At 31.8% G+C, this 23,573-nt stretch carries 27 protein-coding genes; 18 read left to right on the top strand and 9 right to left on the bottom strand.

What is annotated here, in order from left to right; genetic code table 11:
• The first annotated feature begins 17 nt into the window (after positions 1-17).
• Entirely contained in the window at positions 18-620 is a 603-nt protein-coding gene (locus WA327_RS02715) for a DUF1684 domain-containing protein (RefSeq protein ID WP_336066170.1), read from the top strand.
• Here WA327_RS02715 and crcB read toward each other — a convergent pair whose 3' ends face one another.
• Together crcB and WA327_RS02705 are read right to left on the bottom strand one after the other, a co-directional pair.
• Positions 621-989 carry a fluoride efflux transporter CrcB gene (gene crcB / locus WA327_RS02710; RefSeq protein ID WP_336066167.1) on the bottom strand — a complete coding sequence of 123 codons (369 nt, stop codon included), beginning with the start codon at positions 987-989 and terminating at the stop codon, positions 621-623.
• Position 990: 1 nt separating this feature from the next.
• Positions 991-2,010, bottom strand: a complete 1,020-nt coding sequence (locus tag WA327_RS02705) for an SRPBCC family protein (protein ID WP_336066165.1) — start codon at positions 2,008-2,010, stop codon at positions 991-993.
• Positions 2,011-2,101: 91 nt separating this feature from the next.
• On the opposite strand from WA327_RS02705, the gene WA327_RS02700 reads away from it, so the two are divergent.
• Positions 2,102-4,141 (top strand): dipeptidyl-peptidase 3 family protein, encoded by a 2,040-nt coding sequence (locus WA327_RS02700; RefSeq protein ID WP_336066163.1) that lies wholly within the window; start codon positions 2,102-2,104, stop codon positions 4,139-4,141.
• A gap of 87 nt (positions 4,142-4,228) precedes the next feature.
• Here the strand turns inward: WA327_RS02700 and WA327_RS02695 are convergent, their stop codons facing one another.
• Positions 4,229-4,414 (bottom strand): hypothetical protein, encoded by a 186-nt coding sequence (locus tag WA327_RS02695; protein ID WP_027880757.1) that lies wholly within the window; start codon positions 4,412-4,414, stop codon positions 4,229-4,231.
• Between the two features lie 61 nt (positions 4,415-4,475).
• On the opposite strand from WA327_RS02695, the gene WA327_RS02690 reads away from it, so the two are divergent.
• Positions 4,476-4,865 carry a nucleoside triphosphate pyrophosphohydrolase family protein gene (locus WA327_RS02690; RefSeq protein ID WP_336066160.1) on the top strand — a complete coding sequence of 130 codons (390 nt, stop codon included), beginning with the start codon at positions 4,476-4,478 and terminating at the stop codon, positions 4,863-4,865.
• 127 nt (positions 4,866-4,992) lie between these two features.
• Here WA327_RS02690 and WA327_RS02685 read toward each other — a convergent pair whose 3' ends face one another.
• Positions 4,993-6,060 (bottom strand): branched-chain amino acid aminotransferase, encoded by a 1,068-nt coding sequence (locus WA327_RS02685; protein ID WP_336066157.1) that lies wholly within the window; start codon positions 6,058-6,060, stop codon positions 4,993-4,995.
• A gap of 105 nt (positions 6,061-6,165) precedes the next feature.
• Here WA327_RS02685 and WA327_RS02680 point away from each other — a divergent pair, with 105 nt between their 5' ends.
• The 4 genes from WA327_RS02680 (at position 6,166) to WA327_RS02665 (ending at position 8,794) form a co-directional block, all read left to right on the top strand.
• Positions 6,166-6,681, top strand: a complete 516-nt coding sequence (locus tag WA327_RS02680; protein WP_336066155.1) for a DUF4920 domain-containing protein — start codon at positions 6,166-6,168, stop codon at positions 6,679-6,681.
• Between the two features lie 3 nt (positions 6,682-6,684).
• Positions 6,685-7,122, top strand: coding sequence for a hypothetical protein (locus WA327_RS02675; RefSeq protein ID WP_336066153.1), 438 nt, complete (start codon positions 6,685-6,687; stop codon positions 7,120-7,122).
• Positions 7,123-7,127: 5 nt separating this feature from the next.
• A complete protein-coding gene (gene mnmD, locus WA327_RS02670) occupies positions 7,128-7,805 on the top strand; it encodes a tRNA (5-methylaminomethyl-2-thiouridine)(34)-methyltransferase MnmD (RefSeq protein WP_336066152.1) in 678 nt (225 codons plus the stop codon).
• Positions 7,806-7,888: 83 nt separating this feature from the next.
• A complete protein-coding gene (locus WA327_RS02665; protein WP_336066151.1) occupies positions 7,889-8,794 on the top strand; it encodes a TIGR01777 family oxidoreductase in 906 nt (301 codons plus the stop codon).
• A gap of 57 nt (positions 8,795-8,851) precedes the next feature.
• Here the strand turns inward: WA327_RS02665 and WA327_RS02660 are convergent, their stop codons facing one another.
• Positions 8,852-9,496, bottom strand: a complete 645-nt coding sequence (locus WA327_RS02660) for a YceI family protein (protein WP_336066149.1) — start codon at positions 9,494-9,496, stop codon at positions 8,852-8,854.
• 162 nt (positions 9,497-9,658) lie between these two features.
• Here WA327_RS02660 and WA327_RS02655 point away from each other — a divergent pair, with 162 nt between their 5' ends.
• The 7 genes from WA327_RS02655 to WA327_RS02625 all read left to right on the top strand — a co-directional run bounded on the left by WA327_RS02655 (position 9,659) and on the right by WA327_RS02625 (position 16,879).
• Positions 9,659-10,216: a nucleotide exchange factor GrpE gene (locus tag WA327_RS02655; RefSeq protein ID WP_336066147.1), complete on the top strand. Its 558-nt coding sequence runs from the start codon at positions 9,659-9,661 to the stop codon at positions 10,214-10,216.
• A 45-nt stretch (positions 10,217-10,261) separates the two neighbouring features.
• Positions 10,262-11,386, top strand: a complete 1,125-nt coding sequence (gene dnaJ / locus WA327_RS02650) for a molecular chaperone DnaJ (RefSeq protein ID WP_336066145.1) — start codon at positions 10,262-10,264, stop codon at positions 11,384-11,386.
• Positions 11,387-11,706: 320 nt separating this feature from the next.
• Positions 11,707-12,630 (top strand): ATP-binding cassette domain-containing protein, encoded by a 924-nt coding sequence (locus WA327_RS02645; protein ID WP_336066142.1) that lies wholly within the window; start codon positions 11,707-11,709, stop codon positions 12,628-12,630.
• Positions 12,631-12,632: 2 nt separating this feature from the next.
• The gene (locus WA327_RS02640) at positions 12,633-13,946 is read left to right on the top strand and encodes an ABC transporter permease (RefSeq protein WP_336066139.1); all 1,314 of its coding nucleotides are present in this window, start codon (positions 12,633-12,635) and stop codon (positions 13,944-13,946) included.
• On the top strand, positions 13,946-14,854 hold the full coding sequence (locus WA327_RS02635; RefSeq protein WP_336066136.1) for a mechanosensitive ion channel domain-containing protein: 909 nt from the start codon (positions 13,946-13,948) through the stop codon (positions 14,852-14,854). Before WA327_RS02640 ends, WA327_RS02635 begins: the two co-directional genes overlap by 1 nt.
• On the top strand, positions 14,835-15,716 hold the full coding sequence (locus WA327_RS02630) for a DUF6268 family outer membrane beta-barrel protein (RefSeq protein ID WP_336066133.1): 882 nt from the start codon (positions 14,835-14,837) through the stop codon (positions 15,714-15,716). Before WA327_RS02635 ends, WA327_RS02630 begins: the two co-directional genes overlap by 20 nt.
• Complete coding sequence (locus WA327_RS02625; protein WP_336066131.1) at positions 15,716-16,879, top strand: sigma-54 dependent transcriptional regulator; 1,164 nt, start codon at positions 15,716-15,718, stop codon at positions 16,877-16,879. Before WA327_RS02630 ends, WA327_RS02625 begins: the two co-directional genes overlap by 1 nt.
• Before the next feature lie 39 nt (positions 16,880-16,918).
• Here the strand turns inward: WA327_RS02625 and WA327_RS02620 are convergent, their stop codons facing one another.
• Both WA327_RS02620 and WA327_RS02615 read right to left on the bottom strand, forming a co-directional pair.
• The gene (locus WA327_RS02620) at positions 16,919-17,647 is read right to left on the bottom strand and encodes a hypothetical protein (protein ID WP_336066129.1); all 729 of its coding nucleotides are present in this window, start codon (positions 17,645-17,647) and stop codon (positions 16,919-16,921) included.
• Between the two features lie 127 nt (positions 17,648-17,774).
• On the bottom strand, positions 17,775-18,986 hold the full coding sequence (locus WA327_RS02615) for a hypothetical protein (protein WP_336066127.1): 1,212 nt from the start codon (positions 18,984-18,986) through the stop codon (positions 17,775-17,777).
• 64 nt (positions 18,987-19,050) lie between these two features.
• Here WA327_RS02615 and WA327_RS02610 point away from each other — a divergent pair, with 64 nt between their 5' ends.
• The 4 genes from WA327_RS02610 to WA327_RS02595 all read left to right on the top strand — a co-directional run bounded on the left by WA327_RS02610 (position 19,051) and on the right by WA327_RS02595 (position 22,025).
• Entirely contained in the window at positions 19,051-19,929 is an 879-nt protein-coding gene (locus tag WA327_RS02610) for a PPK2 family polyphosphate kinase (protein ID WP_336066124.1), read from the top strand.
• 92 nt (positions 19,930-20,021) lie between these two features.
• A complete protein-coding gene (locus tag WA327_RS02605; protein ID WP_336066122.1) occupies positions 20,022-21,422 on the top strand; it encodes a M20/M25/M40 family metallo-hydrolase in 1,401 nt (466 codons plus the stop codon).
• Between the two features lie 11 nt (positions 21,423-21,433).
• Positions 21,434-21,643 carry a PLD nuclease N-terminal domain-containing protein gene (locus tag WA327_RS02600; RefSeq protein ID WP_336066120.1) on the top strand — a complete coding sequence of 70 codons (210 nt, stop codon included), beginning with the start codon at positions 21,434-21,436 and terminating at the stop codon, positions 21,641-21,643.
• Between the two features lie 4 nt (positions 21,644-21,647).
• Positions 21,648-22,025 (top strand): VOC family protein, encoded by a 378-nt coding sequence (locus tag WA327_RS02595; protein WP_336066118.1) that lies wholly within the window; start codon positions 21,648-21,650, stop codon positions 22,023-22,025.
• Here the strand turns inward: WA327_RS02595 and WA327_RS02590 are convergent, their stop codons facing one another.
• Both WA327_RS02590 and WA327_RS02585 read right to left on the bottom strand, forming a co-directional pair.
• Positions 22,026-22,424, bottom strand: a complete 399-nt coding sequence (locus WA327_RS02590) for a response regulator (RefSeq protein ID WP_336066117.1) — start codon at positions 22,422-22,424, stop codon at positions 22,026-22,028.
• The gene (locus WA327_RS02585) at positions 22,421-23,530 is read right to left on the bottom strand and encodes a PAS domain-containing sensor histidine kinase (protein WP_336066115.1); all 1,110 of its coding nucleotides are present in this window, start codon (positions 23,528-23,530) and stop codon (positions 22,421-22,423) included. Before WA327_RS02585 ends, WA327_RS02590 begins: the two co-directional genes overlap by 4 nt.
• Positions 23,531-23,573: the final 43 nt, after the last annotated feature.

Raw genomic sequence — 23,573 nt, 5'->3', positions numbered from 1 at the left:
TAATTTAATTTTTTAAGATGAAAACCTATTTTTTTCTTTTCTGTTTTGCAATTACAATGCTTAGTTGCGCACAAGATAAACAACCAATTTTAGGCGAAACAGAATGGCAAAAAGAAATGAATGCCGAATATAAAGATGCATCTACATCACCATTAAAAGAAAAAGACAGAAGTGATTTTAAAAGCTTAGATTTTTTCAAATTTGATAGTACTTATGTAGTTACAGCAACTTTAAAACGTACGCCAAACACCGAGTGGTTTAAAATGAAAACAACCACAAGTAGAGAATCTGAAGAGCGTATTTTTGGAATTTTAACTTTTCAATTAAAAGGAAAATCGTTTAGTTTAAATGTTTACCAAGGAAAAGAATTGATGAAAGATGAAGACTATAAAGATTATTTGTTTTTGCCTTTTATAGATAATACAAATGGTGATACAACTTATGGCGGTGGACGCTATATAGATTTAAGAATACCAGAAGGAGACACTATAGAAATAGATTTTAATAAAGCCTACAACCCATATTGTGCTTATAATGAAAGGTATTCTTGCCCAATTGTACCCCGAGAAAACTATTTAGATACCAATATTGAGGCTGGTGTAAAAAAGTTTCATGATTAATTATCTGCCTGCAAGCCACATCCCTAAAAACACCGCTAGAAAACCAATTATAAAACTAGCAATGGTATAAACAGCAAAGCTAGTAAAGTCGCCACTTTTTAAAAACAAATGATTTTCGTAAGCAAAGGTAGAAAAGGTGGTAAATCCGCCACAAAAGCCAGTTGCTAATAATAAGGATTGGTTTTCGTTTAAGCTATTATTTTTTAAGGCATATCCTAAAATAAAACCTATTAAAAGCGAACCTAAAATATTAGCTAAAAATGTACCATAAGGTATTCCTGATTGATTGCTGTTTAGCCATTTACCAATAATAAAACGTAATACGCTACCAAAGCCACCACCAATAAAAACTAATACTAGTTGCTTCATGTTATTCTACAGGCATATAGATTTCTGTAATCCATTTTGCAGGGTTTGGCTCATTTGATGGATCGGTAACGTAGCTTTCAATAGCAACACCATCTTCATCAAAAACAAGATTGTACTGTTCTATATATTTCATGCCTTTATCCCAAGCTTCTTTTAGGTTGCTGTAATCGCCTTTTAGGGTCGTTTTTACTGCTTTAAAAGGTTCTAATTGACCAGTTAAAATGTCGCTTGTTGTAGTAACTACTTTATTTGGCGTTGGCATAGCACAAGAGAACATAACAGTATTATTTTCTTCATCCCATTTGTGATAAATTACAAATGCAGATCCAGAAACTGTAATATTATTTTCTGCGACAAACTGTCCAACTTTAGGTAGCATTTCTGCCATTTTTTTTTGAAAATCACTAATCTTACAAGACGTTGTATTGTATAAATAATAACCGCCACTATGTTCTGTAACACCATTAACTTCAATATTATATTGTCTAATTTGAGTTGTTGTAACGCTATCTAATTTTTCTAATCCGCGCTCAAAATCAGGACCAATCATTTTATCAAATCCGCCAGACATTAAACCAAATGCTTTAAACATAAATGGCACATTGTCGCTATTCATTTGCCATTTCACTTCTGTTTTTCCGTCGTTAGTTGGTGTAAATGTCCAATTGATTTTAGATGGATCATAGTCTTCAAATTGTAATTGATGTTCTATAGATTTAGGTGAATTTGTATTAACAATTTTCATATTTCCATTACCATCTTTTCCTGTCCAGCTATAGCTTGCACCAACACCTTTGGTTTGTTCATTGTACATAATGTTCATGGTTGGATCTTGCTCTACCCATGGTGACCAAGCTTCCCAGTGTTTAAAATCAGCTACATTATTATATATAACACCAGCAGGCGCATCGATAGTTCTTGTTCTAGTGACTTCAAAACTATTTGGTTGTACAGCAATATAGATAGCAACTGCTATCACAGCTATCAATAACAAGAAAAAAATGTATTTTAAGAATTTCATTTTTTACAAAAATTGTGGTTAGTATTTCAAATATAATCAATTTTAATAGCTTAAATAATGTTATATTTAGACACTTTTAAAATTTTTTATAATGAAACTAAAAACAATATTTAGTGCTGCATTAATGACTTCACTTTTATTTTCTTGTGGTGAAGACAAAAAAGCACAAACAACCGAAGAGACTTCAGTAAAAAAAGAATCTACTTTTGATTATAACGTAGATACTTTTGCTGATATTAAAATCTTACGTTACAAAATCCCGAGTTGGGATAATCTTAGTTTAAAACAGCAAAAATTAGCGTATTATTTAACGCAAGCTGGTTTAGCAGGAAGAGATATAATGTGGGATCAAAACTACAGACATAACCTAAAAATTAGAGCCGCTTTAGAAAACGTTTATAAAACTTATGAAGGTGATAAAACTACAGCAGATTGGCAAGCATTTACTACGTATTTAAAGCGTGTTTGGTTTAGTAATGGTATACATCATCACTATTCTAATGACAAACTTAAGCCTGAGTTTTCTTCAGATTATTTAAAGCAATTATTAGCAGACACAGAAACAACTTTAGAAGGTGAAGCGTTTGATGTTATCTTTAATGACCAAGACAGTAAAAAAGTAAATCAAGCAAAAGGTGTAGATAATGTAGCGCTTTCTGCGGTTAATTTTTATGGTCCAAATGTGACTAATGAAGATGTAATTTCGTTCTACCAACAAAAAAAATCTCCTAATCCAGAAAAGCCATTATCATTTGGTTTAAACTCGCAATTAGTAAAAGAAGATGGTCAATTAAAAGAACGTGTGTATCAATCTGGTGGATTATATGGAAACGCAATTGACGAAATTATTAAATGGCTAGAAAAAGCAAAAAGTGTTGCCGAAAATGAAGCGCAAGGTAACGCCTTAGGATTGTTAATCGACTATTACAAAACAGGAGATTTACAAACTTGGGACGACTACAACGTCGCTTGGACAGCTGCTACCGATGGAGATATAGACTACATTAATAGTTTTATTGAAGTATATAACGATCCATTAGGGTACAGAGGAAGTTACGAAACGATCGTGCAAATCAAAGATTTTGATATGTCTGCAAAAATGGCTGTGTTATCAGAAAATGCGCAGTGGTTTGAAGATAACTCACCATTAATGGACGAGCATAAAAAGAAAAATGTAGTTGGTGTTACTTACAAAGTCGTAAACGTAGCAGGAGAAGCTGGTGATGCTTCACCAAGTACACCAATTGGTGTAAACTTACCAAATGCAAACTGGATTAGAGCAGCAGTAGGAAGTAAGTCTGTGTCTTTAGGAAATATTATTGATGCCTACAACAATGCAGGAAGCACAGGACGATTAAAAGAATTTGTTCATGATGAAGAAGAACTTCAACTAGAAGAAAAATATGGACAATTAGCAGATAAGCTACACACAGCATTACATGAAGTAATTGGTCACGCCTCAGGACAATTAAATCCTGGAGTTGGAGAGACTAAAGAAACGCTTAAAAATTATGCATCTACCTTAGAAGAAGGTCGTGCAGATTTAGTAGGACTTTACTATCTATACAACCCAAAATTACAAGAATTAGGATTGGTAGACGATTGGAAATCTGTTGGAAAAGCAGCTTACGACGGTTACATCCGTAATGGATTAATGACGCAGCTAATTCGTTTAAATTTAGGCGATGATGTAGAAGAAGCACATATGCGTAACAGACAATGGGTTAGCGCTTGGGCTTACGAAAAAGGAAAAGCAGATAACGTGATAGAAAAAGTAACTCGTGATGGTAAAACATATTTCAATATCAATGATTATGATAAACTTCATGAGCTTTTCGGACAGTTATTACGCGAGACACAACGTATCAAATCAGAAGGAGATTACGCAGCAGTAGAAGCTTTAGTAGAAGGCTACGGTGTAAAAGTGGATCAAGATATTCATGCCGAAGTTTTAGAGCGTAACAAGCAATTTAACTCAGCACCTTACAGCGGATTTGTAAATCCTGTTTTAGTACCAGAAACAAATGACGCAGGAGAAATCACAGCTATTAAAGTAACACAACCAGATACTTTTGAAGGTCAAATGTTAGATTACAGTGCTAAATACAATTATTTACCAGAGCGTAATTAAAACGTAATTGCAACAAAATAAAAAAGACCTCACAGATTTCTAAAATTTATGAGGTCTTTTTTTATAAAAATGTATTAATTCATAAGTCTACATAAAAATAAATTTAATTGAAGCAATAAGCCCAATAAAAGCAATAAAAGCTAATAAAATCCAAAGTACACCACGATAATGTATTTTATGAAGTTTTAAATCTTTACGATACATAAAAACCATAACAATTATAAAAGCGATAGCGAATAAAACACCAAAAATGATTTGCCCTTTACTAAACATAATTTATTTTTAAGCAAAATTAGTAAAACCAAACCCTTCAACAAAAGAATACTTTAGGATTATGCAAGATAAAATTGAAGCTGTAAAAGCCTTTCATACTGCTTTTAAAATAGGACACAGAGAATCACCAAAAGCAGACTTAGGAACCGACAAAAATCTATTGCGTTACAAGTTAATGCGTGAAGAAAACGAAGAATACCTTGAAGCAGCTAATAATAATGATTTAGTAGAAGTAGCAGACGCTTTAGGCGATATGCTTTACATTTTATGTGGCACCATTATAGAACACGGTTTACAACACAAAATAGAAGAAGTCTTTGAAGAAATACAACGCAGTAATATGTCTAAATTAGGTGAAGATGGCGAACCAATTTACCGCGAAGATGGCAAAGTATTAAAAGGACCAAACTACTTTAAACCTAATATTAAAGAGATTTTAGAGAAAAGTTAAAAAGTTTGAAGCGTTAAGCCTGAAGTTTGAAGACAGAAGACAGAAGACAGAAGACAGAAGACAGAAGACATAAAAAAAGCAACCATTTTGGTTGCTTTTTTTATAATATATGTTACTTACTTAGCACTTAAACCTGAACTCTCCATCCAAAAGGATCTTCAGCTTTGTTAGTTTGTATATCTACAATACGTTTTTTAATACGCATAGCATAAGAGTTTTCTAATTCTGGTAAATCAAAATCTTCATCTCTAAATCCAAATCCAGAAATAGGAGAAATTACAGCTGCTGTTCCAGCTCCAAACATTTCTTTTAGGTCTCCATTTTTAGCAGCTTCTACAATTTCGCTAACTTTTACTTTTCTAACTTCTGTTTTAATACCTTCATCTTCAGCAATTTTTAAAACACTTTTTCTAGTCACACCATCCAAAATACGGTCACTAGTTGGAGACGTTAACAAAGTGTCTTTTATTCTCACAAAAACATTCATTGCACCAGCTTCTTCAATATATTCATGAGATGTGTCGTCTGTCCAGATTACTTGTTGGTAACCTTTATCTTTTGCTAATTGAGTTGGGTAAAATTGTCCTGCGTAATTACCACCAGCTTTAGCATAGCCAACACCACCATTTGCAGAACGCGAGTATTTTTCTTCAATTAAAACCTTTACTTTTCCTGCAAAATAAGCTCCTGAAGGTGCTAAGGCAATAATAAATTTATATTGGTTGGCAGGTGAAGCATGAAAACCTTCACCAGTTGCAAAAACAAAAGGTCTAATATATAAAGAACTACCTTCTTTTTCTGGTATCCAATCTTTTTCAACTTCTAAAAGCGCCTTTAAACCTTCCATAAAAAAGTCTTCTGGCAACTCAGGAATTGCAAGACGTTTTGCAGATTTATTTAAACGTTTTACGTTTTCCATAGGTCTAAATAAAAACACCTTACCGTCTTTATCTTTGTAGGCTTTCATACCTTCAAAAATTGACTGTCCGTAATGAAAAATCTTTGCAGAAGGCATTAAAGATATTGGTCCGTAAGGCTCAATAATTGGCTTTTGCCAGATACCATCTTTAAAGTCACAAGTTAGCATATGGTCAGAAAACACCTGTCCAAAAGCTAAGTTTTCAAAATCGGTTTGGTCTAATTTAGAATTTTCGGTTCTAAATACTTTTATATCGTTTTTACTTATCGTGTTCATAAATCGGCTTGGTTTTAGGCTGCAAAAATACAGAATTAAGCTTTAAAAACCGTAATTTCGACCTAAAATACTATCTTTGAGAATTAAATAACAAAAACAACAAACATGAAAAAATACGTTTTAATGATGGCAGTAGCTGTTTCGTTTTTAGCTTGTAAAAATGAAGCGAAAACTGAAGAACAAACTACTGAAGCAAAAACAGAAACTGTTGAAGTAAACTACAAATCTTTTGGTAAAGAAATTATGGCAGACGATGCTATTGCTGCTAATTCAATGTTAACTCATTACAAAGATTTAAAAGCTGGAGACAGCATTAACACAAAAGTAAAATTAAAAGTAAACGAAGTTTGCCAAGCTAAAGGATGTTGGATGACAGCAGATTTAGGCGATGGTAACGAAGTACGTGTAACTTTTAAAGATTATGGGTTTTTTATGCCAAAAAATATTTCTGGAGAAGAGGTAATTGTAAACGGTCAAGCGTTTGTTAAAGAAATGCCAGTTGAAGAGTTACGTCATTATGCAGAAGACGCAGGTAAGACAAAAGAAGAAATAGAAGCTATCACAGAACCAAAGCGCACTTATGCGTTAGTTGCAGATGGTGTTTTATTAGTAGAAAAATAAAAGATGAAACAGTTATTTTACCTTTTAATAGTCTTAGTTTTTTTTGCTTGTAACGATAAAAAAGAGCAAACCGAAACAGCCGAAAAAGCTGAAAAAGTTTACGATATGTACACGCCTTCTGAAATGGCAAATTTAATGAACGAAATGTACGCTTATAACCAGCAGCTTAAACAAGACATTATAGATGGTAAAATACCAACAGAATTTCCTGAGAAGTTTTTAAACATTCATACCGCGCAATTATCAGATTTTAAAAGCCGAAATGAAACGTTTAAAAGCTTCTCTAATTTATATATAATGGCAGAAAAGGAAGTTTTTAACCCAAACTCTGAAGTGCCAATAGAAACACGATTTAATACCGCAGTTGGTGTTTGTATATCGTGTCACACTACCGAATGTACAGGTCCAATACCACGTATAAAAAAGCTGATAATTAAATAATTATCATGGCTTTAAATCCGAAAATTGAAGTTACAGAAGACGGATCAAATACATTAGTTCATCCTAAATTTAATGCACATTATCACTCGGTTTTTGGAGCTATTCAAGAGTCTAATCATGTCTTTATTGATTCAGGATTAAAGTTTCAGCAACCTAACTTACAAGATAATAGATGTCGTATTTTAGAAGTAGGTTTTGGTAGCGGATTAAATGCGTTTAATGCATTAATTTCTTCAGAAGAATTATCATTAAATATAGATTATGTTGGAGTAGAACAGTACCCAATTTCTTTAGAAACTGTTTCGCAATTAAATTTTCCAACAGCATTTAAAAGAAAAGATTTGCAATCTACTTTTAACAAAATGCATGATGTAGAATGGGAAAAGCCAGTAAAAATTTCAGAAAATTTCACTTTAGAAAAGCGTCAACAAGATATTTTCAATTTAAAAGATGAAAATGACTATGACCTTATTTTTTATGATGCTTTTGGTCCTGGTGCGCAACCAGAATTATGGACGGCTCCAATTTTTGAAATTCTTTATAAATCTTTAAAAAATCAAGGTGTTTTAGTTACTTATTGCGCGCAAGGAGCAGCAAGACGAGCCATGCAAAGTGTAGGTTTTACCGTACAGCGTTGTCCTGGTCCGCCAAGTAAAAGACACATGCTTAGAGCAGTAAAATAATATTTTATTTACTGTTAAATCCAACTTAAAGCCTCTTTTTAGCTGCTAATTATTGGTTATTTTTACATAAAATTGAAATGAAGATGCGTGTACTAATAACAGGAGCTACTGGATTAATTGGAACTGAAATTGTTAAACTTTGTCACGATAAAAACATTGCAGTAAATTACCTAACCACTAGCTCATCAAAACTAACCAAAGACGAAAATTATAAAGGTTTTTTGTGGAATCCTTCAAAAAATGAAATCGATACAGATTGTATTAAAGACGTAGATGTCATTATAAATCTAGTTGGAGCAACAATTTCTAAACGTTGGACAGACACATATAAAAAGGAAATTATTTTAAGTCGTACCCAATCTACACAATTACTATTTAATACGTTACAGAATAATCCACATCATATCAAACAAATTATATCAGCAAGTGCTATTGGTGTATATCCAGATTCTTTAACTAATTATTATACTGAAGATGAAACTACTATTAGTCATTCATTTTTAGGGCAAGTTGTAGAAAAATGGGAACATGCAGTAGATGCTTTTAAAGAGATAGGTGTTGAGGTTACTAAAGTAAGAATAGGGCTGGTGTTATCAAAAAAAGGTGGCGCTTTACCACAAATGGCTAAACCTTTTAAGTTTGGTTTAGGTGCAGCTTTAGGTTCTGGTAAACAATGGCAATCTTGGATACATATAACTGATTTAGCAAGATTGTTTTTACATGTTTTAGAAGAGGAACTTACAGGTGTTTATAACGCTGTAGCACCAAACCCAGAAACCAACCAAACATTAAGTAAGCAGATAGCAAAAACATTAAATATGCCATTTTTTCTTCCTAACGTACCAAGATTTGTTTTAAAATTAGTACTTGGCGAAATGCATATTTTATTATTTGAAAGTCAACGTGTAAGTTCTAAAAAAGTAGAAGATACAGGTTTCGATTTTAAATATTATAATCTTAAAAATGCTCTTGAAGCAGAGTTGAAATAAAAAAAGCCACAACTTTCGTTGTGGCAATTTCACTTATAAAATAGTTTCAACTAAAAACTATGCTTTATTGGCTTTCACCTTAACTTGTAATTCTACGTCGTCTTTAATTAAGTAGTCACCTAATTTAGCAGCATCCATTACTTTTCCAGAATTGTACTCAATTCCCCATTCAGTTCTATCAATTGTAAATTTATCACTAGTAATGTTTAACTCATCACCATTAACAGAAATGTTAGCTGGGAAAGTTACATTCTTTTTAATACCTTTCATTGTTAAGTTACCGCTAATGTTATTTCCTTCTACTTTAGTAATTTCAAATGTTGCAGTATCATGTTTTTCAACATCAAAAAAGTCAGCATTTTTTAAGTGACCTGTTAATTTTGCATGATTTTCATCATCTGCAGGAATATCTGTTGGGTTAATTGTATTGATATCAAAAGTAAAAGTACCACCAACTAGTTGGTCTCCTTCTAAATTAGCATAACCTTCAGAAACATTAATAGTTCCCTCGTGTCCACCAACAATTTTATTAGCTCTCCATAGAATTAAAGAGCTTTCTGGAACAGCTTTGTATCTTGCTGAAGCAACAACTTCTTTTACCTCTTGAGCTTCAGTAGTTTCAGCTTTCTTTTCATTTTTACAACTTACAACTGCTAAACCTAAAGCAGCTACTGTAAATAAATTAAATACTAATTTTTTCATGGTTTATCTTGTTTTGTTTTTTAATTCGATAGGCAAATATAAAAAACTTTCCATGGAAGATAATTAAATAATTGTTAAAAATTTTTTGTGACATTTTGACATTTTATTATTAATGGCAGTACTTTTGCCATCTTATAAAAGTATTTTAAAGTAAGTACAGTAATGAGCAAAAAGAATAAAGAAGAAAAGCATATAGAAGACGAAGCAAAAAATGCTTCAGAACAAGCAGAAACAGCTACAGCAACAGAAGAAAAAACGGAAGAAGTTTCTGTAGAAGATCAATTAAAAGAGCAAGTACAACAAGAAAAAGACAAATATTTACGTCTATTTGCTGAGTTTGAAAACTATAAAAAACGTACCTCAAGAGAGCGTATCGAATTATTTCAAACAGCAAGTAAAGACGTAATGGTTGCAATGTTGCCTGTTTTAGATGATTTTGAACGTGCATTATTACATATTGAAGAAGACAAAGAGGCAGAAGAATTACGCAAAGGTGTCTTGTTAATTTATAATAAATTACAGCAAACGCTTCAACAAAAAGGTTTAGCAAAAATTGAAGTTGAAAAAGGTGATAAATTTGATCCAGACCATCATGAAGCGGTAACACAAATACCAGCACCTTCTGATGATTTAAAAGGAAAAATTGTTGATATCATTGAAAAAGGTTACAAGCTAGGAGAAACAGTAATACGTTTTCCTAAAGTTGTTATTGGTCAATAAAAATTACAAAGCGCTAACAGCAAATAGCTAAAAGCAAAATTAAATATGGCAAAAAGAGATTATTACGAAATATTAGGTATTGATAAATCTGCATCACAAGCCGAGATTAAAAAGGCTTACCGTAAGCAGGCAATAAAATACCATCCAGATAAAAACCCAGATAACGAAGAAGCTGAAGCTAAATTTAAAGAAGCAGCAGAAGCTTATGAAGTATTAAGCGACGAGAATAAAAAAGCACGTTACGACCAATTTGGTCATCAAGCTTTTGAAGGCGCTGGTGGTTTTGGCGGTGGCGGCATGAATATGGACGACATCTTTAGCCAATTTGGAGATATTTTTGGCGGCGCTTTTGGCGGTGGCGGATTCTCTGGCTTTGGCGGAGGTTTTGGTGGCGGACAACGTCGTGTTAAAGGAAGCAACCTTCGTGTTAGATTGAAACTTACCTTAGAAGAAATCGCTAATGGTGTAGAGAAAAAGATAAAAGTAAAGCGTAAAGTACAAGCACCAGGCACAACGTATAAAACATGTTCTACATGTAACGGTTCAGGTCAAGTTACACGTGTTACCAATACCATTTTAGGACGTATGCAAACGTCTGCCCCTTGTAATACTTGTGGCGGCGCAGGACAAACTATAGATAAAAAACCTAAAGATGCAGATGCACAAGGGTTAATCGTAAAAGAGGAAACGATACCAGTAAACATTCCTGCAGGTGTTGTAGATGGTATGCAACTAAAAGTGTCAGGAAAAGGTAATGAAGTACCAGGTAATGGTATTTCAGGAGATTTGTTAGTTGCAATAGAAGAATTGCCACACGAAAAATTACAGCGAGAAGGCGATAATCTTCATTATGATTTATACGTAAGCCTACCAGATGCTATTTTAGGAACTTCAAAAGAAATTGATACCGTAACCGGAAAAGTGAGAATTAAAATTGAAGCAGGTGTACAATCTGGTAAAATTTTACGCTTACGCGGAAAAGGTATTCCAAGTATAAACGGATACGGAAAAGGAGACTTATTAGTACACGTAAATGTTTGGACACCAAAAACTTTAAGTAAATCTCAAAAAGAATTTTTTGAAAGCATGAGAGAAGATGAACATTTTACTCCAAAACCGGATACAGGTGATAAGTCTTTTTTCGAGAAAGTAAAAGATATGTTTTCTTAAATATCACATAAACAAAACATAAAAGTCTGCTAAAAGCAGACTTTTTGTTTAACTATTTATATCAAAATATAACTGTTTTAATAAAAAATAGTATATTTGATTTATCGTTGGTTTAAACCAACGGTAATTTTTCTTTTTCATAGCAATTTTTTCCCATCCTTTATCTTTTTAAAGGGTGGGTTTTGTTTTTTAAAGCATTTGCTACTGTATATCTAGCGTTATTAAGTTAAAAATACATTAATCAGCAGTGCTACTTTTTTAACATTTTCTATCTTTACGGTTATAGTGTTAAACACTAACTAATCAATTTAAACAACAATATGAGTAACTTATTAGAAGTCCAATCGGTTTCTAAAAAATTCGGAGATTTTACCGCATTAAACAATGTTTCTATAGCTGTTCCTAAAGGAAGTATTTTTGGATTACTTGGTCCAAACGGAGCAGGAAAGACCACATTAATCAGAATTGTTAACCAAATAACCATGCCAGATACAGGTCAAGTTTTTTTGGATGACGAAACTTTAAAAAATCATCATATTAAAGATATTGGTTACTTACCAGAAGAACGCGGTTTGTATAAATCTATGAAAGTTGGCGAGCAAGCATTATATCTTGCGCAGTTAAAAGGCATGGATAAATCTGAAGCCAAAAAGCGTCTTAAAATGTGGTTTGAAAGATTAGAAATAGGTGACTGGTGGAACAAAAAAATACAAGAGTTATCTAAAGGTATGGCGCAAAAAATCCAATTTGTGGTTACTGTATTGCACGAGCCTAAACTATTGATTTTTGATGAACCATTTTCAGGATTTGACCCTATAAATGCTAACCTAATTAAAGACGAAATTTTAAGATTAAGAGACGAAGGTGCTACAGTAATTTTTTCGACACATCGTATGGAGTCTGTTGAAGAATTATGTGATCACATAGCATTGTTAAACAAATCTAATAAGATTTTAGATGGTAATTTAATGGATGTAAAACGTCAATACAAAACCAATACTTTTGAAATTGGTATCAATCCAAAACAAGACAATTTAGAACAAGAATTAGCACAAAAATTTAGTATAACGCCAGCAAGTTTTAAAACATTAGGAAATGATTTAAAATTAAATATTAAACTTTCAGAAAACGAAACGGCTAACGATTTACTAAACTATTTAACCACCAAGGGACAAGTATCTCATTTTGTAGAAATAATCCCAAGTGCAAACGATATTTTTATTCAAACGGTTAAGAATAATTAATTATGAATCATCTTCCACTTATTATAAAAAGAGAATATTTAACCAAAGTTAAAAACAAAGCGTTTTTAATTATGACCATTTTAAGTCCGCTAATTTTTATAGCACTTATTGCTGTCGTAGCGTATTTATCGCAGTTAAATAATGACTCACAAAGACATATTTCTGTATTAGATGAATCAGGTTATTTAAGCGGAGTTTTCACAGATTCAGAAAGCGTAAAATACAATGTTATAACTGGTAAAACTCTTGAAAATGCAAAGCAAATAGTAAAAGAAGCAGATAATTACGGTTTACTTCATATTAAAAAGATGAATAGTTTATCTGAAGCTAAAAATAGTGTCGAGTTTTACTCTGAAGAAACGCCTTCAATTTCATTAATTTCAGATTTAGAAAAGCTTATTGAAACCGAGTTAACGCACAAAAATTTAGCAGAAAAAAATATAGACACTAAACTCATTGATGATTCAAAAATCAATATTGATATTGCACAAGAAAATTTCTCGGGAGAGAAAACTTCAAAATTTGATAGTGTTGTAAAATTAGCTTTTGGTGGTGCAGCAGGATATTTGCTTTTCATGTTTATTATTATTTATGGTAACATGATTATGCGCAGTGTTATTGAAGAAAAAACTAGCCGAATTATAGAGGTTATCATTTCATCTGTAAAACCAATACAGTTAATGTTAGGTAAGATTATTGGTACATCTTTAGCAGGAATTACACAGTTTGTAATCTGGTTAATTTTAGGTGGTGTTTTATTGGTTGTTGTTACCGCTATATTCGGGATAGATGTATCGCAAATTCAGTCGCCACAGCAACAAATGATGCAGCAAGCAATGACAGATCCAGATGCGGCAGAAAAAGCACAAATTATTTTTTCGGCATTTTTCAACTTACCTTTAGCTAACTTGATTATTGCCTTTTTACTGTTTTTTATTAGTGGCTATTTACTATACAGTTCTTTATACGCAGCAATTGGTGCAGCAGTAGATAACGAGACAGATACACAGCAATTTATGTTGCCTATTTTAATGCCATTAATTTTAGCGGTTTATGTTGGAATGTTTACGGTAATTGAAGATCCGCATGGAACAGTAAGTACCGTATTTTCATTTATACCATTTACGTCACCAGTAGTAATGCTAATGCGTATTCCTTTTGGTGTTCCATTATGGCAACAAATTGTATCTTTAGTATTGTTAATTGGCACCTTTTTGTTAACCGTTTGGTTTGCAGCAAAAATATATAGAGTAGGAATTTTAATGTACGGTAAAAAACCTAGTTATAAAGAACTTATTAAATGGATTAAATACTAATGCAAGGTAAAGTAGAAGAAAAAATAGAAAAGCTAGAAGATGCTATTGTAGAAAGTTCTATATGGGAAAAACTTAATGAATTTTTAAGTCTACATGTAGATTTTACTGAAGAAATCTCGGTATCTATAAAAGATTTACTGGTTATCAGTTTTGTCATTTTTATTACGACAATTGTGTTAAGAATTCTTTTTAGAGTGTTAACACGTCGTTTACCAGAAAATGATAAAGGTAAATTTTCTGTAGTTTACGGTTATTTTAGATGGCTTATTTATGTCATAATTTTATTAATTACTTTAAATGCAATAGGCGTAAATGTTACTGCTGTTTTTGCAGCTTCGGCAGCACTTTTAATAGGTATTGGTTTAGCTTTACAAACCTTTTTTCAGGATATAATTTCTGGTGTTTTTATTTTGATAGATCAATCAGCTCACGTTGGTGATATTATTGAAATTGATGGTAAAGTTGGACGAGTAGAAGAAATCAAATTACGTACCACAAGAGCTGTAACTATAGATAATAAAGTATTAATTATACCTAACCATTTATATCTAACCAACAGTTTATATAACTGGACCCAAAACGGAACATCAACTAGAGAAAGTGTCTCTGTTGGTGTGTCTTATGGTAGCGATGTAGAGTTGGTAAAAAAGCTGTTATTTCAAGCAGCAAAAGAACATCCAAAAGTTTTAAAACATCCTGCGCCATTAGTTTTATTTACAGATTTTGCAGACAGTTCTCTTAATTTTAAACTTATTTTCACGTTAAATGATAGTTTTATGGCGGCAATTCCGCAAAGCGAAATTAGATTTAAAATCAATAAATTATTTAAAGATAACAATATAAGTATTCCTTTCCCTCAAAGAGATGTTCATATTATAAAAGATTCACATGAAGAAAACCCAAACTAAAATATTATTAACCTTATTGCTATTTAGCTTTTGTTTTTCGGCATCAGCACAATTAACAGATTTAGCACGGTTAGAGTATTCTTTTATTCCTAAAGGAAAATCTGAAGATCAATACACGCGTCTTAGAGCGTTACTAAACTTTCCTGTTAAAACTAAAGAAGATTCATATTTAATTTTTGGTGGCGAGTATAACAGAATTATCTTAAATCTTGAAGATAATTATCCGTTTGATACCGAACCTTTAAGCACATTAAACGTCATAGATTTTAATATAGGTTATACGTTTATGTGGAATGAACACTGGCGCGTAGGAGCAAAAATAACACCAAGAATAGCTTCTACACTAACCCAAAAAATAACTTCAGAAGATTTGTTTTTAAACGGAGGTGTTTACGCTATAAAAGATAGGCGTGATGCAGATATTAAAAGACCATATCGTTTAATTTTAGGGTTAACCTATAACACTACAGCAGGTATGCCTTTTCCATTACCATTTGTAAATTATTTTAGACAAGTAAACGAAAATTGGTCTTTAAGTTTAGGTGTGCCAAAATCTAATGCTACTTATTATTTTAACGATAAGCATTCCTTAGAAGCTTTTGTAGGTTTAGATGGTTATTTTGCACACTTACAAAGACCAACTAGTGTTTTAGGTAAACAAGTAGATAACATCTCATTATCAGTAGCTGTACTTGGTCTAGGATACGATTATAATTTTACAGATCATTTAGTTTTATACACTTACGCAGGTTGCACTTTTATGATGAATAACGTTTTAAGAGACAAAGACCGTAACGATGTTTATACGCTAGATAAAACCAATACATTTTATTTAAGAACCGGATTAAAATTTAAAATATAATGTCAAAAATATTAGTAATAGAAGATGAAGCTGCAATTAGAAGAGTTTTAGTTAAAATTCTTTCTGAAGAAAACAGCAAGTATCAAGTTGAAGAAGCCGAAGACGGATTAGCCGGTATAGAAAAAATAAAAAAAGACGATTACGATTTAATTCTTTGTGACATCAAAATGCCAAAAATGGATGGTGTTGAAGTGTTAGAAGCTGTAAAAAAGATAAAACCAGAAATACCAATGGTAATGATTTCTGGTCATGGCGATTTAGATACAGCAGTAAATACAATGCGTTTAGGAGCGTTTGATTATATTTCTAAACCACCAGATTTAAATCGATTATTAAATACTGTTCGTAATGCGTTAGACCGAAAAGAACTAGTTGTAGAGAATAAAATTCTTAAAAAGAAAGTCAGCAAAAAGTACGAAATGATTGGAGAAAGCGATGCTATTTCTCAAATCAAAGATATGATAGATAAAGTGGCGCCAACAGATGCGCGAGTTTTAATTACAGGTCCAAACGGAACGGGTAAAGAGCTTGTTGCACACTGGTTGCACGAAAAAAGCGAACGTAGTAAAGGTCCAATGATTGAGGTTAATTGTGCTGCAATTCCTTCAGAATTAATAGAAAGTGAATTATTTGGACATGTAAAAGGTGCTTTTACAAGTGCTGCAAAAGACCGCGCAGGAAAATTTGAAGCGGCTAATGGCGGAACTATTTTTTTAGATGAAATTGGTGATATGTCTCTTTCTGCGCAAGCCAAAGTTTTACGTGCTTTGCAAGAAAGTCGTATTCAGCGTGTTGGTAGTGATAAGGATATAAAAGTAGATGTGCGTGTTATTGCTGCGACCAATAAAAATTTAAAACAAGAAATTGAAGACGGTAAATTTCGTGAGGATTTATACCACAGATTAGCAGTAATTTTAGTTAAAGTTCCTGCTTTAAATGATAGAAGAGAAGATATTCCTCTGCTTATTAATCACTTTTCAGAAAAAATTTCTGAGGAACAAGGTACAGCTCAAAAAACATTTTCTGATAAGGCTATAAAATTACTTCAAGAATACGATTGGACAGGAAACATACGCGAATTACGAAATGTCGTAGAGCGCTTACTTATTTTAGGAGAAAAAGAAGTTAGCGAAAAAGATGTAAAGTTATTTGCTAGTAAATAATAAAAAATCCTCAATAATTATTGAGGATTTTTTTTGAGACTAATTTTTACAAGCGCTTAATTTAGATTGATAAACCTGACTAATACTTAGCATTTTTTCAATATAAAAGGCTTTGATTTGTTCAATAGAATTATTGTTAGAAGCTAAATTATTTGTGTTTATACTAGTAATAGATTGATTACAACCACAAGCTTTTAAAGTTTCATTATAAGCATTGATAGTTTTTTGTAATGCCTTTTCATTACTGTTTATATAAGCTTCTTTTTTTAGGTTAATCTCTTTTTGTTTTTGTTCTTCAAGCTGTTTTTTAATTTGTGCAGCTTGACGTTCTAACTCTAACTGTTGTTGTTTTAGTTGGGTTTGTTGTTGCTCTAAATTATTTAAAGCTAGATCTGCATGATCTATACTAGAACAAATTTCAAACTCATAAAAAGCTTTAGTGATTAAAGACTTTGAAGTATTTAAATAACGCTGACCTTCAACTAACTCTTCAGAAATTAAGGCAGAATCTAATAAATCAGAAATTTTTACAGAGACCTCAAAGGTTTTTTTACATTTTTCAATGTCTAAAGTTACTTTTACGGTTTTGATAGCTAGTAAAGCTTTTTTAGAATGATATTTTAAATCTTCTAGATTAAAGGAAGCTTCACCTGCATCTACATGATGTCTCACTTTTCCTAGTTCGGTAATAATGTCGTCGGTGTTGTTTTTAGAAAAGCCAAAGGCAATACATAACGTAAATAAAAAAGTAAAGTAAAGTTTTTTCATAGGTTTGGGTTTTAATAAGTAGGTACACCAAAATATAAAAAAATCACTTTTAATCGTTAAAAATGAGTGACTTATCGATAAAACGTAAAAAATTGTAAGTTTTTACTTTCCAAATTAACAAAATGAATCAGATATTAAACTTATATCCAACACCAGTTTGTAGGTCAGGATTATTATTTAAAGTTAAATCTTGTTGCAAGTAAATGTATGTTGTTGTTTTTCTTGAGAATGAATAAATAAAACTCCAGTAATTATTGTTTTTATAGAGGTTTAATGCACCTTGTCCCCAAGATTTAAAAGCGTCTGGATGGCGTATGGGTATAATGTATTCAAATTCATCTTTTTTATTAAGACTAGTTTGAAGGTAAAAGTTTGCACCAAAAGAATGCACAAAGTTTTTGCTAGTTTTAAAACTGTATTCAACTGCGTTTTCTAGATTAGCTATAAAATTATTGGTGCCAAATTCAAGGTTAGAGCTATTAAAATCTATCAGTCCTTTTCTTAAGAAACCTAAGTTTAACCCTATATTTATTAAGCTTTTATCGTTAATCTTAAAGGTTTTTACTCCGTTTGTAGATAGTCCAAAATCAATAGATTGATTGTATTTAGAAAGGTTTGTGCCCAAATGTGCGCCAACATTAAAAGCAAGCGTTTTGTTTTTAGATTTAAAGCTATCAGGATAGTAATAGTAACTAGTTTCTATGCCAGTTGCAAAAAAATCTCCAGCATTAATATTCATATTATTACCGTTTCTGTCAGTATAATTGATATTGGCTTGGTTTAATCCAAATACTTTTCTGTCAAATGGGTCATCACCACCAGCAATATCTTTATGAAAGTTCTCAATAAACTTATCACCCGTAAGTATTGAAAAAGGTGTTTTTCCTTTTGTTAGAAGATAAGTTCTAAATCCAATTTGTAACTCATGTTTTCTAGCTAATCTAAAGTTTAAGTTAGCTTTAAAACCTTTAATTACACCGTCATTAGAGATGTTAAAAGAGTCTTTTTCTATGGTGTTTTCATCAAAAGCAGTATGAGCAAAATCCCAATCGTATTCTCTAATTATTTCACGATCTGCTTCGTTTTTTGGAATGTATATTTTTAAAGGCGGACTCCAAACATTTCCACTTTCAACACTAATATTAAAAGATGTTTTTTTGGGAGCATTCATTTCAAAATGACCTTGCAATCTCATAAAAAACACACCAAAACTATGTGTAGAGAGTAGGTTAGGCTTATTAATATTTTCTTTACTAAAAAATATGCTGTCCTTAGTTTGACTTACACCTAGTTGAGTAATTAAGGCTAAAACTACAAAACAAAAAAAGCGTTGTATCATTGACGGTTTTTAATTGCAAACTACAAAATCTTCTGTATATTTATTATCCAAACTTAAATTTAAGATGAAATCTATAGATATAGCCAATCATAAAATCACACAAAAAGTTCAAATAACCGATTTACCAAGCAAAGTAGATTTAGACGCAGATAAAAAGGAAACCGAAAAAGCATTAAAAAAAGTAAGACGCCAATTAGGCGAACTTCAAGATACCATGTACGCACACAGAAAGTACTCGGTTTTAGTTTGCTTACAAGGTATGGATACAGCAGGTAAAGATAGTTTAATACGTGAAGTTTTTAAAGATTTTAATGCGCGTGGTGTAGAGGTCATGAGCTTTAAAGTACCAACCGATTTAGAGTTAAAACACGACTACCTTTGGCGTCATTATTTGCATTTGCCAGCTCGTGGTAAATTTGGTGTTCACAATCGTACACATTATGAAAATGTCTTAGTAACACGCGTACATCCAGAATATATTTTAAATGAAAAGTTACCGTTTGTAAATAGTGTAGAAGATGTAGATGACGCCTTTTGGCATCAACGCTTTGAGCAAATTAAAAATTTCGAAAATCACTTAGCCGAAAACGGAACCATCATTTTTAAATTCTTTTTAAATCTATCAAAAGAAGAGCAAAAAAATAGATTAATAAGACGTCTAGACCTAAAGCGTAAAAACTGGAAATTTTCTGCTGGCGACTTAAAAGAGCGCAAACTTTGGGATAATTATATGACTTGTTACGAAGATGCCATAAACCGCACCAGCACAAATAAAGCACCTTGGTACAACATTCCGGCAGATGATAAGCCAACTGCGCGATTAATCGTAGCCTCTATTTTGTACGACACATTAAAAGAATACACAGACATAGAAGAGCCAGAATTAGACGAAAAAACCAAAGCTAATCTGCATCTTTACAGAGAACAATTAAATAACGAGTAGTCTTTTTTGGGCGTTACCACAAGGGTCGCGCTTTCACTACTCGCGCTCTACGAGGCGCTCAAACAAACCGTTCAATCGCTAACGCAACAATCATGAAACAGCTTACAATAATCTTAGCACTACTACTATTTACAAAAGTCAATGCGCAAACAGATCAAGATGTATTAAAAACCATTTATACACAATCTTTAACCAATGGTAAAAGTTATCAATGGTTAGACCACTTATCAAATAAAATAGGCGGTAGGTTATCAGGTTCAGAAAATGCAGAAAAAGCAGTACAATACACAAAATCTGAATTAGAAAAACTAGGTTTAGATAAAGTTTGGCTACAACCAGTAATGGTACCAAAATGGGTTAGAGGAGAAAAAGAAGTGGCGCATTTTATTACTAATTCAACAACTACTAATGTTAATATTTGTGCACTTGGAGGATCTATAGCAACGCCAAAAAATGGATTAACAGCTAATGTTATTGAAGTCCATAATTTTGAAGAGTTAGCAGCACTTGGAGAAGAAAAAATAAAAGGAAAAATAGTTTTTTACAACAGACCGATGCAAGCCGATTTAATACAAACCTTTATGGCTTATGGAGGTTGTGTAAACCAACGTTATGCTGGTGCAATGGAAGCTATAAAATACGGAGCAGTCGGAGTAATTGTACGATCTATGAATTTACGTCAAGACGATTTACCACATACCGGAAGTATGTCTTACGGAGATTTACCAAATAATCAACACATTCCATCTGCAGCAATTAGTACAAATGATGCCGATAAACTTTCGGAAGCCTTAAAAAAAGACAGTAATCTAAAGTTTTATTTTAAGCAAAACTGTCAGCAATTTGAAGATGTTTTATCTTACAATGTTATTGGAGAAATTACAGGAACAGAATTTCCTAGTCAATATATGATTGTTGGTGGACATTTAGATTCTTGGGATTTAGGAGACGGATCACATGATGACGGCGCAGGAGTAGTACAATCTATGGATGTTTTAAGATTATTAAAAGAAAGCGGTATTAAACCAAAACACAGTATTAGAGTTGTGTTGTTTATGAATGAAGAAAACGGATTACGTGGCGGAAAAAAATACGCAGAAGAAGCAAAAGCAAATAACGAAACACATGTTTTTGCTTTAGAAAGTGATGCTGGCGGATTTACACCTCGTGGATTTAGTTTTGATTGCAGTGATGCAAATTTTGAAAAAGTATTAAGCTGGAAACCATTATTTAAGCCTTATTTAATTCACTATTTTGAAAAAGGAGGAAGTGGAGCAGACGTAGGACCATTAAAAACTACGAGTAATGTTTTAGCAGGATTAAGACCAGATTCTCAGCGTTATTTTGATCATCACCACGCAGCCAACGATACGTTTGATGCAGTTAATAAACGTGAGTTAGAGTTAGGTGCAGCAACCATGACTAGTCTTATTTACCTGTTTGATAAATATGGAATAGACAACATACCAGAAGTTAAAGAGTTTAAAGATTAAAATATAGAAGAATGATAACATTAGGAATGATAGGACCTTGGCAAATATTAATAATATTATTTGGTTTACTTCTACCAATAATTGCTTTAATTGATGTTCTTAGAAGTAATTTTAAAGGGTCAAATGATAAATTAATATGGGTTTTAGTTGTCTTATTTTTAAATGTTTTTGGGTCTGTATTATATTTTCTAATAGGTACAGGTCAAAAAATAAAAAAATAAAATAATGCAAGCCAAACTTCATCAAATTCATCCTGTTTTACCGGTTAAAAATGTTTTAGAATCATTAAAGTTTTATGTTAATAAATTGGGTTTTACTATTGCATTTGCTAATGATAGTAAACAACCAACTTACGCAGGAATTAGATGTGATGATATCGAAATTCATTTACAATGGCACGATGCAAAAGAATGGGATATTGATGTAGACCGACCAATGTTAAGAATTGTTACCGAAAATGTAGAAATTCTATTTCAAGAATATAACTTTAAAAACGTTTTTAATAAAGACACTAAAGTTAGAAACACAGATTGGGGAACAAAAGAGTTTGCTTTTTATGATGTTGATAAAAATGGTTTAGTATTTTATCAAAATAATGGATAATTAAGCAAAAACTTCTTCGGTTATTTCGTGTAATTTTTCTCTAGAGATAGGTTTGATAATATAATTGCTAACCATATTATAGGTGTTGGCACGCTCTATATCACTTGGGTCAACAGAAGAGCTAACTATGTAAATCTTGATTTGTTTTTCGCTTTTAATTCTAATAAATTCGTCTAAAAATTGCCAACCATCCATAATTGGCATGTTTAAATCTAAAAGAATAACGTCTGGTAATTCATTCTTATTTCTTAATGTAAATTTTATAGCCTCTATAGCTTCTTTTCCGTTTTGAAAAACAGCAACTTCTTCGCAAAAATCAATTTTATTGATTAGTTTTTTTGTGGTGAAAATATAGATTTCATCATCATCTATCAGGTAAGTTAGTTTTATTTTTTTCATAGCTTAAAATATATAGAAAAAGTGGTCCCAAGGTCTACTTTACTTTTTACATGAATTTTACCTTGCATAGCTTCAATTTGATTTTTTGTTAAAAACAATCCTAAGCCTCTAGAGTCTTTGTGGTTATGAAATGTTTTATACATTCCAAAAATCTTGTTTTTATTTAATTTAAGATCGATACCTCTACCTTTATCTTTAAATTTTATAACTAGAAAATCATCTTTAACCGCAGATGTAATTGATATTTCAGGATCTTTATGCTCTTTTTTATATTTAATTGAATTTGAAATTAGGTTAAAAAAGATACTTTCAAAATAAGCAGGAATTACTTTTATATTGACACTTTTATCAATTTTATTCGTGATTTTTGTATTTGAAGCTTTTATTTTTCCTGAAAGACTACTTATCGCATTATTTACTTCTTCAAAAACATTAATCTCGACAAAGTTTTCTTTTAAATGAATATCGGTTTGCGCGACTTCATTTAAATTATGAATGGTTTCGTTTAACTTATCTGATGCTTTTAGTAACATCGGGAAATAGTCATTTTTGGCTACTTCAGGATGCTCGTCTTGCATTAAACTTAAAAGCAGACTAAAATTACCTGAGTGAGATCTTAAGTTGTGAGATACTATATGAGCAAAATTTAATAATCGCTTATTTTGGTTTGTAGTAATTTTTAAAAGAGACTTTATATTTACTTCCAGACTTTTAGATGGTGTTATATCTTGAAATAACCCATAGACTTTTACACATTTGTCTTCTATAAATAAAGGATAACCTATAGCTCTTACCCATTTTTTGTTACCTTTTTTAGTGGTTATTTCTAACTCAAGGTCATAATTTTCATTGTCAATAATAGCGTCATTAACAGCATTAGTAATTCTCTTCCTGCTGTCTTCTTCTGTATAAAACTCTATTGCATTTTCTAATTTAGGAATAAAGTCATCATCCACTTCATGTATTTGTTTGGTAACTTCACTCCAAATAAGGATGTTTTCTTCTAGATTATATTCCCATGTACCAATGGTTGCTGCCTGTTGGATAAATGAGAATATATCTTTGTGTAAATTGTTGGATTCTGGATGAATTAAACGGTTTTTCAATTTAAATAGCTATTGTTCAGTAGGTTAATTTTTAAGGGTTCTA

Source organism: Mesoflavibacter sp. CH_XMU1404-2, assembly GCF_037029465.1.
Taxonomy (GTDB): Bacteria; Bacteroidota; Bacteroidia; order Flavobacteriales; family Flavobacteriaceae; genus Mesoflavibacter.
The sequence above is the reverse complement of the archived record's forward strand: the minus strand, read 5'-3'. Positions and strand labels throughout refer to the sequence as shown.